Source organism: Kribbella sp. NPDC043289 (genome assembly GCF_056436705.1).
Map to the genome: position 1 here is coordinate 266347 of NZ_JBWKCB010000005.1, position 16281 is coordinate 282627.

General features: G+C 68.2%; 11 protein-coding genes. 4 read left to right on the forward strand and 7 right to left on the reverse strand.

All coding sequences use genetic code 11. From position 1 onward, the window contains the following. The first annotated feature begins 9 nt into the window (after window positions 1-9). The gene (locus AC0662_RS28975; protein WP_478304562.1) at window positions 10-2226 is read left to right on the forward strand and encodes an NADP-dependent isocitrate dehydrogenase; all 2217 of its coding nucleotides are present in this window, start codon (window positions 10-12) and stop codon (window positions 2224-2226) included. Between the two features lie 93 nt (window positions 2227-2319). Continuing rightward, window positions 2320-3732 (forward strand): proline--tRNA ligase, encoded by a 1413-nt coding sequence (gene proS, locus AC0662_RS28980; RefSeq protein WP_478304564.1) that lies wholly within the window; start codon window positions 2320-2322, stop codon window positions 3730-3732. 13 nt (window positions 3733-3745) lie between these two features. On the opposite strand, the gene AC0662_RS28985 is transcribed toward proS, so the two are convergent. Together AC0662_RS28985 and AC0662_RS28990 are read right to left on the reverse strand one after the other, a co-directional pair. Then, on the reverse strand, window positions 3746-4729 hold the full coding sequence (locus AC0662_RS28985) for a helix-turn-helix transcriptional regulator (protein ID WP_452197038.1): 984 nt from the start codon (window positions 4727-4729) through the stop codon (window positions 3746-3748). Between the two features lie 378 nt (window positions 4730-5107). After that, window positions 5108-6544 carry a GuaB1 family IMP dehydrogenase-related protein gene (locus AC0662_RS28990; RefSeq protein WP_478304566.1) on the reverse strand — a complete coding sequence of 479 codons (1437 nt, stop codon included), beginning with the start codon at window positions 6542-6544 and terminating at the stop codon, window positions 5108-5110. Between the two features lie 149 nt (window positions 6545-6693). On the opposite strand from AC0662_RS28990, the gene AC0662_RS28995 reads away from it, so the two are divergent. Next, window positions 6694-7341: a hypothetical protein gene (locus tag AC0662_RS28995; RefSeq protein ID WP_478304568.1), complete on the forward strand. Its 648-nt coding sequence runs from the start codon at window positions 6694-6696 to the stop codon at window positions 7339-7341. 3 nt (window positions 7342-7344) lie between these two features. After that, window positions 7345-8391 (forward strand): hypothetical protein, encoded by a 1047-nt coding sequence (locus AC0662_RS29000; RefSeq protein ID WP_452197035.1) that lies wholly within the window; start codon window positions 7345-7347, stop codon window positions 8389-8391. A 1-nt stretch (window position 8392) separates the two neighbouring features. On the opposite strand, the gene AC0662_RS29005 is transcribed toward AC0662_RS29000, so the two are convergent. Genes AC0662_RS29005 through AC0662_RS29025 form a run of 5 tightly spaced genes read right to left on the reverse strand, consistent with a single transcriptional unit; the run spans window position 8393 to window position 16230 of the window. Further along, on the reverse strand, window positions 8393-10702 hold the full coding sequence (locus tag AC0662_RS29005; protein WP_478304570.1) for a hypothetical protein: 2310 nt from the start codon (window positions 10700-10702) through the stop codon (window positions 8393-8395). Further along, window positions 10699-13023 (reverse strand): hypothetical protein, encoded by a 2325-nt coding sequence (locus AC0662_RS29010; protein WP_478304572.1) that lies wholly within the window; start codon window positions 13021-13023, stop codon window positions 10699-10701. Before AC0662_RS29010 ends, AC0662_RS29005 begins: the two co-directional genes overlap by 4 nt. Further along, complete coding sequence (locus AC0662_RS29015; protein ID WP_452197032.1) at window positions 13023-13904, reverse strand: carbohydrate ABC transporter permease; 882 nt, start codon at window positions 13902-13904, stop codon at window positions 13023-13025. The genes AC0662_RS29010 and AC0662_RS29015 overlap by 1 nt, the downstream gene beginning before the upstream one ends. Next, window positions 13901-14839 carry a carbohydrate ABC transporter permease gene (locus AC0662_RS29020; RefSeq protein ID WP_452197031.1) on the reverse strand — a complete coding sequence of 313 codons (939 nt, stop codon included), beginning with the start codon at window positions 14837-14839 and terminating at the stop codon, window positions 13901-13903. Before AC0662_RS29020 ends, AC0662_RS29015 begins: the two co-directional genes overlap by 4 nt. Next, on the reverse strand, window positions 14836-16230 hold the full coding sequence (locus AC0662_RS29025) for an ABC transporter substrate-binding protein (RefSeq protein WP_478304575.1): 1395 nt from the start codon (window positions 16228-16230) through the stop codon (window positions 14836-14838). Before AC0662_RS29025 ends, AC0662_RS29020 begins: the two co-directional genes overlap by 4 nt. Window positions 16231-16281: the final 51 nt, after the last annotated feature.

The following is a 16281-nucleotide window of genomic DNA, read 5'->3' on the forward strand; positions in this document are numbered from 1 at the left end:
GGTGGGGCTGTGACTGACTCGACGATCATCTACACGCACACCGACGAGGCTCCGGCGCTCGCCACGTACTCGTTCCTGCCTGTCATCCAGGCGTACGCCGGGCAGGCCGGTGTCGGCGTGGAGACCCGGGACATCTCACTGGCCGGCCGGATCCTCGCGGTCTTCCCGGAGTACCTCAAGGACGACCAGCGGATCGCGGACGCGCTGACCGAGCTCGGTGAGCTGGCCAAGACGCCCGCGGCCAACATCATCAAGCTGCCGAACGTCTCGGCCTCGATCCCGCAGCTGAAGGCCGCGGTCGCCGAGCTGCAGTCCCAGGGCTACGCGCTGCCGGAGTACCCGGACGAGCCGAAGACCGACGAGGAGCGGGAGATCCAGGCCCGCTACGACAAGGTCAAGGGCTCCGCGGTGAACCCGGTGCTGCGCGAGGGCAACTCGGACCGCCGCGCCCCCGCCTCGGTGAAGAACTACGCCAAGACCCACCCGCACCGGATGGGCGCCTGGACCGCCGAGTCCAAGACCAACGTCGCGACGATGGACAACGACGACTTCCGCGCCACCGAGAAGTCCACCGTGATCGCCGCCGACGACTCGCTGCGGATCGAGCTGGCCGGCGACGACGGCAGCACCACGGTGCTGCGCGAGTCCGTCCCGGTGCTCGCCGGTGAGGTCGTCGACGCCTCCGTGCTGCACGTGGCCGCGCTCCGCGAGTTCCTCACCGCACAGGTCGCGCGGGCGAAGGCCGAGGACGTGCTGTTCTCGATCCACCTCAAGGCCACCATGATGAAGGTCTCCGACCCGATCGTCTTCGGCCACGTCGTCCGGGCGTTCTTCCCGGAGACCTTCGCGCGGTACGGCGACGTCCTCGCCAAGGCCGGCCTGACCCCGAACGACGGTCTCGGCGGCATCCTGAACGGGATCGCCGCGCTGCCCGAGGGCGCCGAGATCAAGGCCTCCTTCGACGCCGAGCTCGCGGCCGGGCCGAAGCTCGCGATGGTCGACTCGGACAAGGGCATCACCAACCTGCACGTCCCGTCGGACGTGATCGTCGACGCGTCGATGCCGGCCATGATCCGTTCGTCGGGGCACATGTGGGGCCCGGACGGCGCGGAGGCCGACACCCTCGCTGTACTGCCGGACCACAGCTACTCCGGGATCTACCAGGCCGTTCTCGACGACTGCCGCGCCAACGGTGCGTTCGACCCGTCGACGATGGGCTCGGTGCCGAACGTCGGCCTGATGGCGCAGAAGGCCGAGGAGTACGGCTCGCACGACAAGACCTTCGAGATCCAGACCACCGGCTCGGTGCGACTGGTGAACCAGGCCGGCGACGTCGTCCTCGAGCAAGCGGTCTCGGCCGGTGACATCTTCCGGGCCTGCCAGACCAAGGACGCCCCGATCCAGGACTGGGTCAAGCTGGCCGTCAACCGCGCCCGCGCCACCGGCGACCCGGCGGTTTTCTGGCTGGACGAGACCCGCGCGCACGACGCGCAGATCATCGCGAAGGTCCAGGAGTACCTGTTCCACCACGACACCGAGGGTCTGGACATCCGGATCCTGGCGCCGGTGGACGCGATCACGTTCTCGCTGGAGCGGATCCGCCGCGGCGAGGACACCATCTCGGTGACCGGCAACGTGCTGCGTGACTACCTGACCGACCTGTTCCCGATCCTCGAGCTCGGCACCAGCGCGAAGATGCTGTCGATCGTGCCGCTGATGGCCGGTGGCGGTCTGTTCGAGACCGGCGCGGGTGGGTCGGCGCCGAAGCACGTGCAGCAGCTGGTCAAGGAGAACTACCTGCGCTGGGACAGCCTGGGTGAGTTCTTCGCGCTGGCCGCGAGCTTCGAGCACCTGGCGCAGGCGACCGGCAACGCGCGGGCGCAGATCCTGGCCGACACGCTCGACCGGGCGACCGCGACGTTCCTGAACGAGGACAAGTCGCCGACCCGGCGCGTCGGCGGCATCGACAACCGCGGCAGCCACTTCTACCTGTCCCTGTACTGGGCGCAGGAGCTGGCCACGCAGACCGACGACGCCGAGCTCGCGAAGGCCTTCGCCCCGCTCGCCGAGACCCTGGCGAGCAACGAGCAGACCATCGTCGACGAACTCCTCGCCGTCCAGGGCAACCCCGCCGACCTCGGCGGCTACTACCAGCCCGACCCCGCCAAGGCCGCAGCCATCATGCGCCCCTCCAAAACCTGGAACAACGCCTTGGCCTCGCTGTAGAACGTAGTACCCAACGCCCGGTGGTCCTCGTGACCACCGGGCGTTCTTTTATTCAGAAGCACATCGTGGAACCGGCTCCTACACTCGGGGGGCATGAAGACGACCCGTTCCCCGCTCGCCGATCAGGCGACGGACTTTCCCCGTTGGTACCAGGATGTGATTGCCAAAGCCGAGCTCGCCGACAACGGGCCGGTCCGGGGGACGATGGTCGTACGACCGTACGGGTACGGGATCTGGGAACTGTTGCAGGAGGCAATGAACCGCCGGATCAAGGCGACCGGCGCGGCGAACGCCTACTTCCCGTTGCTGATCCCGGAGAGCTACCTGCAGCGCGAGGCCGAACACGTGGAGGGGTTCAGCCCCGAGCTGGCCGTGGTGACGCATGCCGGCGGCAAGCAACTCGAGGAGCCCGCTGTGATCCGGCCGACGTCGGAGACGATGATCGGCGAGTACATGGCGAAATGGGTCCAGAGCTACCGCGACCTCCCGCTGCTGCTGAACCAGTGGGCCAACGCCGTCCGCTGGGAGGTCCGGCCGCGACTGTTCCTGCGCACCACCGAGTTCCTCTGGCAGGAGGGTCACACCGCGCACGCCTCCGAAGCGGACGCCCGCGCCTACGCGACGAAGATCCTGTACGACGCCTATCGCGAGGTCATGGTCGACGTACTCGCGATCCCGGTCGTCGTCGGCCGCAAGACGCGGCGTGAGCGGTTCGCCGGCGCCATCAATACGATGACGCTGGAGGCGATGACCGGCGACGGCAAGGCCCTGCAGATGGGCACGTCCCACGAGCTCGGTCAGAACTTCGCGCGCGCGTTCGACATCGGGTACCTGTCGCGGGACGGGCAGCGCGAGCTCGCCTGGACCACGTCGTGGGGCAGCACGACCCGGATGGTCGGCGGCCTGATCATGGTGCACGGCGACCAGGCCGGTCTCCGGGTCCCGCCCACGGTCGCGCCGGTCCAAGTCGTCGTACTCGCGATCAAGGAGGAGACCGTCGCGGCGGCCCGACGGATCGCGGCAGATCTGGAGTCTGCCGGACTGCGGGTAACGGTCGACGACCGTACCGATCAGCCGTTCGGTCGGCGCGCGGTGAACTGGGAGCTGAAAGGCGTCCCGGTCCGGATCGAGCTCGGTCCGCGTGATCTGGCCGACGACAGCGCAACCGTCGTACGCCGGTTGCGGGGCTCGGCCAAGTCGGCGGTGCGGATGGCGGAGCTGACGTCGACCGTCACGGCGGCGATCGAGGACGACCAGGCGCACCTGCTGGCCGAGGCAGCCGCCCGCCAAGCCGCCCGCATCACTGCTGTGTCGACGGTCGAGGAGGCCGTGGAAGCGGCCGCCGCAGGCTGGGCGAGCCTGCCGTACGACGCCGTCGGCGAGGCGGGCGAGGATCGCCTGGCCGAGGCCGGCATGACCGTCCGTTGCCTGCAGCGCCAGGACGGTTCATTGCCCATTGGAGACAACGAACCCAACCTGACCGCATACGTCGCCCGCTCCTACTGAACGTCGTACAGGGTCAGCGGGCCAGGTAGCGGCGGACGTCGTCGGCGGCTTGGGCTCGGTTGCGGAGGCCGTATTTGCGGAGGATCGCGCTCAGGTGGGTCTTGACCGTGTTCAGGCTGACGCCGAGTTCCGCGGCGAGCTGGTCGTTGTCGAGGCCGTCGGCGAGCAGTACGGCGACCCCCTGCTGTGCCTTGGTGAGACTGCTGAACCGGCGCTCCGGCCCCTCGTCGGTCTCCATCAGCATCTCGATCAGCTCGGACTGGATGTGCTCGGTGGCGTTCATGATCCGTTCCAGGTGCGTATGGACGCCCGCGCTCACGTCGGGCTCCTGCAACGCCTCGGCCGCGATCTCCCGGATCGACGCCACCCGATGCGTCAGGTACTCCATCACGTGGTCCGAGGTCAGCAGGTTGGGCCCGATGTCCCCGGCCGGCAGCCGGCGCAGCGCCTGCCGGTCCTCGCCCTCACGGGTCAGGACGCGCTCCACCACCTCGCACAACCACTCGAACGCCCGGATCGCGTTGTCGTCGTACGCCTTGGGTGTGTAGCTCTGCATCGACAGCAGCCCGAACAGCTGGTCGGGCCCGTCCTTGGCCGCCCGGAAGATCGGCACCGTCACCGCGTCCTCGGACCGCCGTCCGACCGGCCCCACCGGTACGCCGGCATGCAGCGCGGACCCGTTGTCGTAGGCAAACCGGTACGTCTGCCGGTGCTTCACCAGCCAGGCGGTCTGACCGTTCGGACCGAAGATATGGGTGTCCGGAGTGACGTAGTGGCCGTCGTCGTACCCGTACGGGTAGCGGACCCGGCTGGCGCCCTGCAGGAACCCGACGAAGAACGCGTCGACGGGCGCGACCTTCCCGGCCACCACCCGGACGTAGTCGTACAGGCCGTAGTGGTCGGATCGGAAGAGCGCCTCGATCTTGTGGTACGCCTCGCGCAGGATGATCGCGGTCTCCGCGTCAACCCGTAGCGGGGCACCCTTGTCTGCGTCCACGCCCCGGCTCCCCATACCCGTGCAGCATCGATCCCTCGACTATGCCGCCGTACCCGGCGACTTGCCAAGCAGATCGGTGGACTGCCCGGATCAAGGCAGCAGTCGCGGGCGGTGGAACGAGCTCCCGAGTCGCCCTCCCAAGCCTCGGCCGAACTCTTCAACACCGCCCACGACCACGAGTAGGGCACCGGTAACAGTGAGACCCCCGCGTCGATCGGTCCCGTGCCCCCACGAGATCTCCGACCCCCCGACGGATCGCCCGATGCCCTCCCTCCCCCTTGTCACAACACCGTGCCACCGAAGGCGACCGGTGACCATCGCCCGGCGCATGAACTTGGGGAGTCGCGAACCTCACCCGGCGGGTGAGACAGGCGACGGCTACCAACTGGTGCTGAGCGGTTTGCCCTCGGAGTACCCGGCGGCGGTCTGGAGCCCGACGACGGCACGGTCGTGGTACTCGGCGAGGGTCGCGGCCCCGACGTACGTGCAGGAGCTGCGGATGCCGGAGACGATCGAGTCCAGCAGGTCTTCCACGCTCGGGCGCTCCGGGTCGAGGTACATCCGGGCGGTCGAGATGCCCTCCTCGAAGATGCTCTTCCGAGCCCGCTGGAACGGCGAGTCCTCGGCGGTCCGGGACCGGACGGCGCGGGCCGAGGCCATCCCGAAGCTCTCCTTGTAGATCCGCCCCTGGCTGTCCCGGTGCGGGTCGCCGGGTGACTCGTACGTCCCGGCGAACCAGGACCCGATCATCACGCTCGACGCACCCGCGGCGAGGGCCAGCGCGACGTCACGAGGATGCCGTACGCCGCCGTCCGCCCAGACGTGTTTGCCGAGCTCCCGCGCCCGGGTCGCGCACTCGAGGACCGCGGAGAACTGTGGCCGGCCGACTGCGGTCTGCATCCGGGTCGTACACATCGCGCCGGGACCGACGCCGACCTTCACGATGTCCGCGCCCGCGTTCACCAGATCGGTGACGCCCTCGGCGGTGACGACGTTGCCAGCCACGATCGGCACCTGCGGGCCGAGGGAGCGCACACGCTCGACCACCTCGAGCATCCGCTCCTGGTGACCATGCGCGGTGTCGATGACCAGTACGTCGATGCCGACGTCGAGCAGCGCCTTGGCCTTCTGCTCGGCGTCACCGTTGATCCCGATCGCGGCCGCCACGCGCAGGTTGCCGTTCGCGTCCAGAGCGGGGTCGTAGAGCGTGGCGCGGAGGGCGCGCTGGCGGGTGAGGATGCCGACGATCTGCCCGCTCGCGTCCACCACGGGCGCGAGTCGGTGCCGGCCGTCGTGGAGCTGGTTGAACGCGGCCTCGGGGTCGATCCCTTCGGGCACGGTCAGCAACTCGCGCGACATGATCGCGTCCAGTTGAGTGAACCGATCGGCACCCGCACAGTCCGCCTCGGTCACCACCCCGACCGGCCGCCCATGGTCGACAACGACGACCGCGCCGTGGTTCCGCTTCGGCAGCAGGTTGAGCGCCTCCCCCACCGTCCCGGTCGGCGGCAGCGTCAGCGCGGTGTCGTGCACAGGGTCCCGTTGCTTGATCCAGGCAACCACCTCGGCCACCACGTCCACCGGGATGTCCTGCGGAATCACCGCCAGCCCACCACACCGGGCGATCGTCTCGGCCATCCGCCGCCCCGACACGGCGGTCATGTTCGCCGCCACCACCGGAATCGAGGCCCCGGTCCCGTCACTCGTCGACAGATCGACGTCCAGCCGCGACGTCACCCGGGACCGATTCGGCACCAGGAACACATCACTGAACGTCAGGTCCCCGTCCGGCTCCCGATCCTGATGAAACCGCATAGCAGACCCCTTCCGCCCGAGTACAAACCTGACCAGCCTGCCAGACCCACCAGACCCGAACAAGGCCGGTGACAGCTGGCCCGAGTAGGTATGGCAGCAAGCTGCAGACACGCGAACTGACAGTCCCCATGCCAGTACAGTCAGTTCGCATGGATGAGGCTGACGATGCGATCCAGGTGGCGCGGACGACTGTGGCGATAGCTGTCAGGCGCCTGCGTGGGTACGGCTACGGATTCGGCAGCCGGCCCGTTCGGTCCGAGTCAGAGCAATTTGCAGCCGACCGGTTCGAGCTCGAGGTCGTCATGCGGCAAGTCGAGGCCGAGGTTCAGCCGATCCTGGAGCAGTTGGCCGGTCTGGCTGCTCAGGATCCGGAGGACTCATCTGATCTGCGTGTCGCCCTCGGCGCAATCCTGCAGGCGCGCGAGACCGCGCGCCTCCCGTTCACCCGGGATGTCCGGAGCGAGTCCACCGAGTTGCTCGGACTTGCCCACGAGTACCTCGACGCCTATGTTCGGCAACGCGTCGAGCGGCCTGACCGACCCGCGAACGACACCACGGCCGAGGCGCAGGATCTTTCGGATCGGATCGGGGCCCGTCCACCAGGTCCTTGGTTCTTGGAAACCGACAAGCTCAGCGCGCGTGGCAGTGCCTTCGCCGAGTCCGTCGCCGCGCAGCAGCGCGATGGGGAGGTACCGGCCGGGCGCGCCGACGAGATCCCCGGCCCGTACGACGACCTGCGTGAACCGTGGTTTCGCGCGGCACTGCGCCGAGTACGCCGTTCTGCGCGAAACGGCTAGCCGATGACCGGCATCCTCCAGGGCGCCCTCAGCAGCGGACGGGCGTTGCTGGTCGGGTGGATCCTACCCAGCCTGATCAACGTGCTGATCTTCGGATTCGTGGCCGCGCCGGCGCTGGTCGGATTCGGCACGACCGGCACCGACGCAGCCCGGGCAGCGATTGCCGGACTGGTCACCACCACCGTGTTGGGCCTCGTCCTGGCCGCGGTACAGACTCCGCTGTACCGCGTCCTGGAGGGCTATCTCGGCTGGCCCAAACGGCTGTCCCAAGCTGGGCTCCGACGGCAGCTAACCACCAAGCACCTACTGCGGAACCGCGTTGACGCCGCGGTGCTAGCTCGACAGGAACGAGCGGGCCAACTGACCGGCGACGCACCCAAACTGGCCGCCTTCCGCGCGCACCCGGTCGTCGGCCGGTACGCCGACGAGGATGTCCGGCGGGGCTCGGTCTGGCTCGGTGTGCTCAGGGAGCGGCTGCATCGCTATCCCCTGGACGATCGGCAGGTCGCCCCGACCCGACTGGGCAACGCGATCCGGCGCTTCGAGGAGTACGGGCATAACCGGTACCGCCTCGATTCCCAGGTGCTCTGGCACGAGCTCAACGCCGCCGTCCCGGAGGCGGCACGCAAGCAGACCGACGACGCCCGGATGACTGTCGACTTCTTCATCTGCCTGCTCTACGGCCACCTGCTCGTGGTCGTCGCGCTGGTCGTGACCCTCGCGGTCGGCGTCGCCGCGCGCCCCTGGGTGACTGGCGCGACGGTTCTTGGTCTCCTGCTGCTGACCACGATCTGGTACCGCCTCGCCATCGAGGCCACCGACGAATGGGCCGGCGCGGTCCGTGCCATGGTGAACCTGGGTCGACGGCCCCTGGCGGAGGCGCTCGGGCTCAGGATCCCCTACGGCATCGAGGAGGAACGCGCCATGTGGCTGTTGGTCAGTGACCTCGTTACCTCCGACTTCTACCCCGGGCTGTCGGCCCTGGACACCTACCGTGCCGCTCCTGAAGGACCGACGGCACCTGTCGACAGCCCGGTGGCGGAGAGCTGATTCACGCGAGCCGGAGCTGCTGTTCGGGACGCGCAGACAGGCCGCGGTACAGCCGAGGGGAGCCGTCGAGCGTGAGCTTGATCCGCGATCCGGTCAGCGTGCGGTGCCGACCGATGCAGTCGATCTCGACCAGGTCGCCACCGGGTACGACGACGTTCGTCTTGGTCGGCCAGTCGTCCTCCCAGACCTCGGGGTGCGGGTAGTACGGCTTGCCCTCCTCGTGCTTCACGTTCAGCAGGTATCCGTCCTTGCGGCTCCAGAGCATCGACAGCGGACCCTCGGGCGTCATGAACAGCAGCCCCTGCAGGTGCTTGTCGAGCTTCGAGAAGTCCAGCCAGCGCACGAACTCCGCCTCCTCCAGCACCCGGGTCCCGGTCGCGAACGCGAGCAGCGACGGCTTCGCCGAGAGGTCCCGGTTCATCAGGCCGAAGTGGTACTCCGGGTTCGCCGGGTCGGCCTCCTGCGGGTGATAGATCGTGGTGTCGTGCAACTGGTACCAGTTCACGCCGTCCACACCTTCGGCCTTCGCCAGCGCCATCGTCAGCAGGACGTTCTCGGCCGCCTGACGCATGGTGTCGTTCCACCACTGGTTCGGCCGCGTGCAGGCGTAGGCCTCGGTCAGCCACAGTTCCTTGTGGCCGTACTCGCGGATCCGGCGCTTGGCCTCGCGAACGCCGCCGAGGAAGTTCCAGTACGACCCGTTCGAGCCGGTCACCCATTCGTCCGGCGTCGGCGCGTAGTCCGGCGTGAAGTTGCCGCGGCCGGGGTGGAACGCGAACACGTCGATCAGGTCCCAGCCGCCGTGCGCGTGGAAACTGTCGACCCAGTTGACGTCCATCCCGCCGAGACCGTTGTTCATCACCTTCACGTCGGACCCGACCTCAGCGAGCCGGTCGACCACAGGCTTCAAACCGTCGCGGATGTACTTGTCGGCGTACAGGCCGGACATCCACGGCTGGTTGCGTTCGTTGTCGACCTCGAAGTACCGCGCGCGGGCGTCGACGACGACGTCGACCAACTCGGCCGCCCACGCCTTGGCCTGTTCGGGCGTCGAGTCGAAGACGACGTCACCGTGCTGGATGTTCGGCATGATGCCCATCGCCTCGAGCTCGGCGGGCGGGATCCCGGGCGCGCCGGTGTACGCGATCCGCACCGAGGCGACGCCGATCTTCTGCAGCAGCGTGGCGACATCGGCCTTGCTCGGCTTCAGCAACCACGGGTAGTTCGCGATACCGAACATCCCACCGCCGCGGTACGCGTACGACGGCAGTACGGCGAGCGTGGTCCGCGCAAAGGCCTCCACCCCACCGGTCGACGCCTTCACCTCCACGAACGCCACGCCCTGCTGCTTCAGCGCCGGTACGACGACCCGCTGGTCGGTGCTCTGGCCCGGCCCCAGCGTCAGTACGGTCGATCCGCTTGCGAGCGTCGTACCGTCGAAGTCACGGGCGAACCAGCTCAGCGTCACTGGCGCGCTGACCGTGCTGCCGGCCACGACCTGCACGTTGAGCGGCATCGGCCGGCCGGTCTCGTACCAGAGGTTGAACGGCTGATCGGTCCAGATGTCGACGCCGACCGGACGCCCGACGGCAGCCGCGTTCGCGGCGACCTCGCGCAGGTTGCCGAGCACGAGATCCGCCTCGTGCCGCAGGACCCCGAGCGCGTCGTACGTGCCGACGATGTGCATCCAGGACGCGGTCGTCCAGTCCGGGCGGCTGGAGGCGAGCCGGAAGTATGCCCGGGTATCCGCCCAGGTCTCGGTGTAGACCATGCCGTCGTTGGTCTCGTACGGCACGCCACCGCCCGCGTCGCGGTTCCACCGGGTGACCGCGGTCGGGTACTCGGCGGCGGTCGGGTTCACGGCGGTCCGGCTGAACTGCGAGTTCAGGTACATCTGGTTCGAACTGGTCGCGTCCCAGCGCATGTGCAGCCGCCGCGCGGTGACGTCGAAGGTCCCGGTCACCGTGATGGTCTTCGCGGCCGCGCCCATCGTGTAGTCCACGCGGATCGCCTGCCGCCCGTCGGGCAGCGTCACCAGCGACGGCTTGCCGCTGAACGATCGCTGCCCGCCGAGCACGGTGTCCTTGACCTGGAAGTGCCCGATCCGGATCCGCTCGGTCCCGTCGCCGACCACGATGGTGCCGTCGGTCTCGGCCGTGACCGTGATGCCGTCCGCGCTGAGCGTGTACGCCGTCGCGGCCCGCGCGCTGCCCGTCGGGAGGATTCCGCCGGCCACTCCGGCGGCGACCATCGATCCGGCCACGAACGTTCGCCGGGTCGGCCTGGACTGGATGGATTCTTGTTCTGTCATGGCGTTCCTCCGGTGGTCAGGGGCAGGGCTAGACCGATGAAGATGCGCGGCGAGCCGTCCAGGGTGACGGTGACCTGCGCGTTGACTGCTTGGTGTGTGGCGACGTCCATGCCGAGGCAGTTCAGCTCGCGGACGCTGGTGCTCGAGGCCGGGGTCGGGACGGTGACGTTCGTCTTGGTGGGCCACAGGTCCTCCCACGGTTCGGGAGTGCGGTAGTACGCGGTGCTGGTCGCGATCCGCCGGTTCGGGTCGTCGTTCAGGACGTAGCCGTCCTTGCGGGACCACAGCAGGTTGACCTTGCCGGTCGGTGTCGAGAAGACCAGACCGAACAGGTCCGGATCACCGAGGTCGGCCCAACCGAGCCAAGTCGATTGGTCGAGCCAACGAGCGGCGGTCGCGAACGCCAGCAGTGAGGGCTTCGCGCCGAGGTCACGGTGCAGCAGGCCGTGGTGGTATTCGACGCTGTCCGGGTCGGCCTCCATCGGCTGCTGCTGGATCGAGTCGTTCAGGGTGTACCACGTGACGCCCCGGACTCCGTGCACCTTGGCCAGGGCCAGCTGCAGCAGGACGTTCTCCGCGGCGTTGCGATAGGTGTCGGTCCACCAGCGGTTCGGCAGCGTTCCGGCGTACGCCTCGGTGAGCCAGAGTTCCTTGTTGCCGGCGGCATCGGCTTGGGCGCGGGCCTTCTTCAGGGTGCCGAGGAAGTTCCAGCGGGTCTCGTTCGACCACGGCTCGGATGGTTCGTAGTCGGCGGTGTAGTTGCCGCGGCCCGGGTGGTACGCGAGTACGTCGACGTGATTCCACCCGCCGGCGGCGCCGAAGTCCTGGATCCACTGCTCGGGATATCCGGCCAGCCCGCAGGTCATCACCTTGAACGTCGCGCCCTTGCTGGTCATTGCTGTCCGCAACGGTTGCAGGACGTCGGCGACGTACTGCGCCGGCGTTTTGTCGGCCGCGGTGAGGTTCAGTTCGTTGGCGCACTCGTAGTAGCGGGCGCCGGAGTACATCGCGCGACCGACCATGTCGTCGGCCCACGCGGCAGACGTCGTACCGCCCCAGGGGAGGTCCCGTGCGAGTTGCAGGTTGTGCAGGAATCCGTCTTGGTCCAGTGCGTCCACGGTCGGCCCGGGCGAGGCGACGTACCCGTTGTAGGCGCGGTAGGCGGTGCGGATCCATTTCATGCCGACGAGTTGCAGCAGCCCGAGTACGTCGCTGCTCGACGGCTCCTCCAGGTAGGCGAAGTTCCCCATCCCGAACGTGCTCTGCTCGGTGTCGCCGTAGGTGTACGTCGACAGCACGGACAGCGTCGTCCGGGCGAACGCGGCCTCCGTCGTGCCGTCGTACACGACCGCCTCGACGAAGCGGATGTCGCGGGCGCCGAGGGTGACCGCGAAGTTCGCGTTCCAGACGCCGCGGGCGCCGACCGAGCCGCTCGTCGTACCGGAGGTCGTCCCGCCGTTCCAGTCTCGCGCTACCCAGTCGACGCGCACCGTTCGACTGGTCAGGGCCGCGTTGACGACCTGGAGGTTGACGGTCCGGGATCCGCCGGTGTTCCACAGGTTGAACGGTTGGTCGGTCCACAGGTCGATGCCGAGGTCGCCGTCGCGGGCGATCACGCCGGCCGAGTGCGGCCGCATCACACCGAGGACGATCGTGCTCTCGACGAAGCCGGCCGCGTCACCGACCGCATGCAGGTAACCACCGGTGCTGAAGGCAACAGTGCTCTGCGGGACGCGGATGACCGCACGGGCGTCCGACCAGGTGTAGGAGTAGCAGACACCGTTGGTCGTCTCGAACGGTACGCCGCCGCGCAGCGCACCCGTGGAGGGATCGCGGTCGCGGTTCCACAACGCCACCGGGTCGTAGTGCTCGGTCGCCGTACCCGTGACGACGCGGGCGATGCGGAAACTGTCGGTGCGCAGGTTCGTCACACTGCTGACATCCCAACGGATACGGGCCTTCCGCAACCCAACGGTGAACGTGCCGACGACCTGACCGATCGGTGCCGTGTAGGTGATGACGAACTGGGTCGCGCTCGTGGACTCGATCGACGTGATGCCGGTGGTCCGCTGGACGATCTTGTCCGTGCCGGACATGTACGCGTACTCGAAGGTGGTCAAATCGAAACGCTGCACTCCACCGCCGTCGAGCACCTTCACGTGCCCCGGCACACCGCCCGCGTCAGCGACGGCGACCAGGACGATCGTCGGACTCGTCGCCGAGTCGGCGATCTGTACGTCGGCCGCGTGCGCCGGACTCGTCGTCGTACCGATGACGGTCGCGGCGACGGCGCCACCGAGGACGGTTCGTCTGCGAATCATCAGCCCTTCACCCCCGTGAAGCCGAGGCCGGCCACGACGTACCGCTGCAGGACGAGGAAGACGAGCACCGGCGGCGCGAGCGCCATCGCCATCGCGGCGATCAGCTCGTCCAGCGGCGCGGAGTCGACCAGGTTGGCCAGCGCGACGCTGATCGGCTGCAGCTTCGGGTCGGAGATCACGACGAGCGGCCAGATGAACTCCTTCCAGGAGTGCATGATCGCCAGCAGGCTGATCACCGCGATCACCGGCCGGCTCATCGGCAGCACGATCTTGGTCAGGAGTTGCCAGGTGCTCGCGCCGTCGACCTTCGCGGCGTCGTACAGCTCTTGTGGGAGGGCTTCGAAGAACCGGGTCGCCAGCAGCACGTTGAAGGCGTTCGCGCCGGCCGGCAGCCAGATCGCCCAGTATGTATCGAGCAGGTTCAGGTGCAGCAGCGGGACGTCCAGGACGGTGAGGAACAGGCTGACCAGCGAGACGGTGTACGGCACGAACATCGTCGCGAGAATGGCGCCGTACACATAGCGGCCGATCCGCGGGCGGATCACCGCGAACGCGAACCCGGCAGTCATCGCCACCACCAGCTGCACGGCCCAGGAACCGATCACGACCTGGACGGTGTTGGCCAGGTAGTGGCCGACGCCGAGTTCGGTGAAGGCGCGGGCGAAGTTGTCCAGCTCCGCCTCGGCCGGCCACAGCCGGAGCGGATGCGTGATCATCTCGGTGGGCGGCGACACCGCACCCTTCACGGTCCAGAACAGCGGTCCCACCCCGATGGCCACCAGGCCCAGCAGGGTGAGCACCTGGATGGCCCGCAGCGCGAACGCCGTACCCGGTCGGCGCAGGTCGTTGCTCGACGTGAACGTCGTCATCGGCTCGCTCACTTGGTGCTCCAGCTTCTGGTCAGGCGGAGGTAGACCGCGGACAGCACAGCGAGAACGATCGCGAGCAAGACCGACAACGCGGCGGCCTGCCCGTAGCGGCCGTCCTGGAACGCGTACCGGAAGATCAGCAGCAGGACGGTGAGCGTGGCGTCGTCCGGACCGCCCTGGGTGAAGATGTACGGCTCGGTGAACACCTGGATCGTGCCGATCAGCTGCAACAGCAGGAGCAGCCCGATCACCGGTCGCAGCTGCGGCAGCAGCACGTGCCAGATCCGTCGCCAGATCCCGGCGCCGTCACTCTCGGCCGCTTCGTAGAGCTCCGTCGGTACGCCGGTCATCGCGGCGAGGTAGATGAGTGCCGCACCGCCCATTCCCGCCCACGTTGCCTCGAGCACCAGACTCAGCATCGCTGTCTGGGGTGACTGCAACCACGGGTACGGGCCGAGACCGACGAGCCCGAGCAGCTGGTTGAACAGACCGGATCCCGGGTCGTAGAACCACTTCCACAACAGGATCGCGACGACGGGCGGTACAACGACCGGCAGGTACACGACGACGCGGTAGAGGCCGGCGAAACGACGTACCGTCGACATCACCGCCGCGAGGACGATCGGGGCAGGAAAGCCGATGACGAGGCCGAGTCCGACGAACAGCAAGGTGTTCGTCAGCGCCTTGCCGACCAGCGGATCGGACAGGACTGTCTGGAAGTTCTCCAGCCCTACCCAGACCGCGGGGTCGACCAGATTGGTTTCCTGGAAGGAGATCAGCAGGCCGCGCAGGATCGGCCACCACGAGAACAGGCCGAACACCAGCAGCGCGGGCGCGAGGAAGACCAGGCCGAGCAGCTCCCGGCGCAGTCCCGCCCGGCGCCGGGACGCCGCCGCCACCGTGGGTTTGGTGGGGGCAGCCTCCCGTCGCTCCAGCAGAGTGGTCACTTCTGCTCCGCGGCGAGCATCTTGTCCGCGTCGGCCTGCGCCTTGGTGAGCAACGCGTCCACGTTGGCGTCGCGCTTGGTGAGGACGGACTGCACGACGGTGTCGAGGATCGTGTAGAGCTTCTGCGCGGCCACCGGCGGCTCGGGCTTCAGCGCGAGCTTCGGCGTACCGTCCAGCCAGGGCTTGAAGTGCTCGAGCTCGACGTTCACCGACGGCTTGATCGCCGCGTTGATCTTGTCCTGCTGCGCCGTACTGAACATCGGCAGCGTCGGTACGCCGACCGCGGCCTTCGGATCCTTCGCGAGTTCCTTCGCCCGCTCGGCGGCGATCGCCGGGTCGTACTGCGGCTCGGCCTGCGCGAACAGCAGCCACTTCACCGCGGCGTCGACCTTCTCCTTCGGCACCGACGCGGGCACCATGAACACCTCGGCACCACCGAGCGTCGCGTTCCCACCGGTCTGCGGCAGCGACGTGACGCCGTAGTCGGCGGTGTCCTTCATCCCGAACTTGGTCTTGGCCAGCTTGTACGTGCCCGGCGTACCCATGAACATGCCGACCTGACCGGCCGCGAACTGCTTGACCACGTCGTCCTGGTCCATCAGCTGGTTCTGGCCCATCGAGTTGTCCGTCCAGCGCATCGCCTTCAGCAGCTCGAGCGACGCCTTGGTCGCCTGGTCGTTGACCGTGGCAACGAACTTGCCGTCCCGCTCGGTCTGCATCGGGCCGCCGTGGGTGTAGGCGAGCATGGTCAGCTGCCAGCCGCCGGTGTTGCCCTTGGACTCGTGCACGAACCCGGCCTTGCCGGTCTTCGCCGCGATCACCTTCGCGGCCGCGCGGACCTCGTCCCAGGTCGCCGGAGGCTTGTCCGGGTCCAGACCCGCCTGGGTGAAGAGCTTCCGGTTGTACACCAGGCCCTGCGCGAACGGCGCCTGCGGAATCCCGTACACGTGTCCCGCGCTGTCGCTCAACGGCTGCAGCACCTGCGGGTTGAACTCCTGGTAGTGACTCCACTGCTTCAGCTGATCGGTGATCGGCTGGACGTGCTCGCGGGCGATCAGACCCTGCGGCTCGGTCAGCGGTACCTGGATGACGTCCTCGATCGTCTTACCGGCCAGCTTGGCGGAGAAGGTCAGCGGGTCCCACCGGTTCTCGGTGCCCTCGATCGTGATCCCGGGGTTCTTCGCCTGGAAGTCCTGCACGAGCCGTTTGAACTGCGCGAGCGCGGCCGCGTCCGTCGGCGCGGGCATTCCTTGCACCCGCAGTACGACGTCCTGCCCGTCCTGCCCGCTTGTGGTCTCGTTCTTAGCTGGGGTCATGCCCGCGCAGCCGGTCAGAACGAGACCGGTCGCCGCCGCCACCAGGGCAGCACGAACACGCAACGGTGTAGCCATCTGAATGTCTCCATGAAGGATCGGTACGGCGAGGAACCTCGCCGTACTACC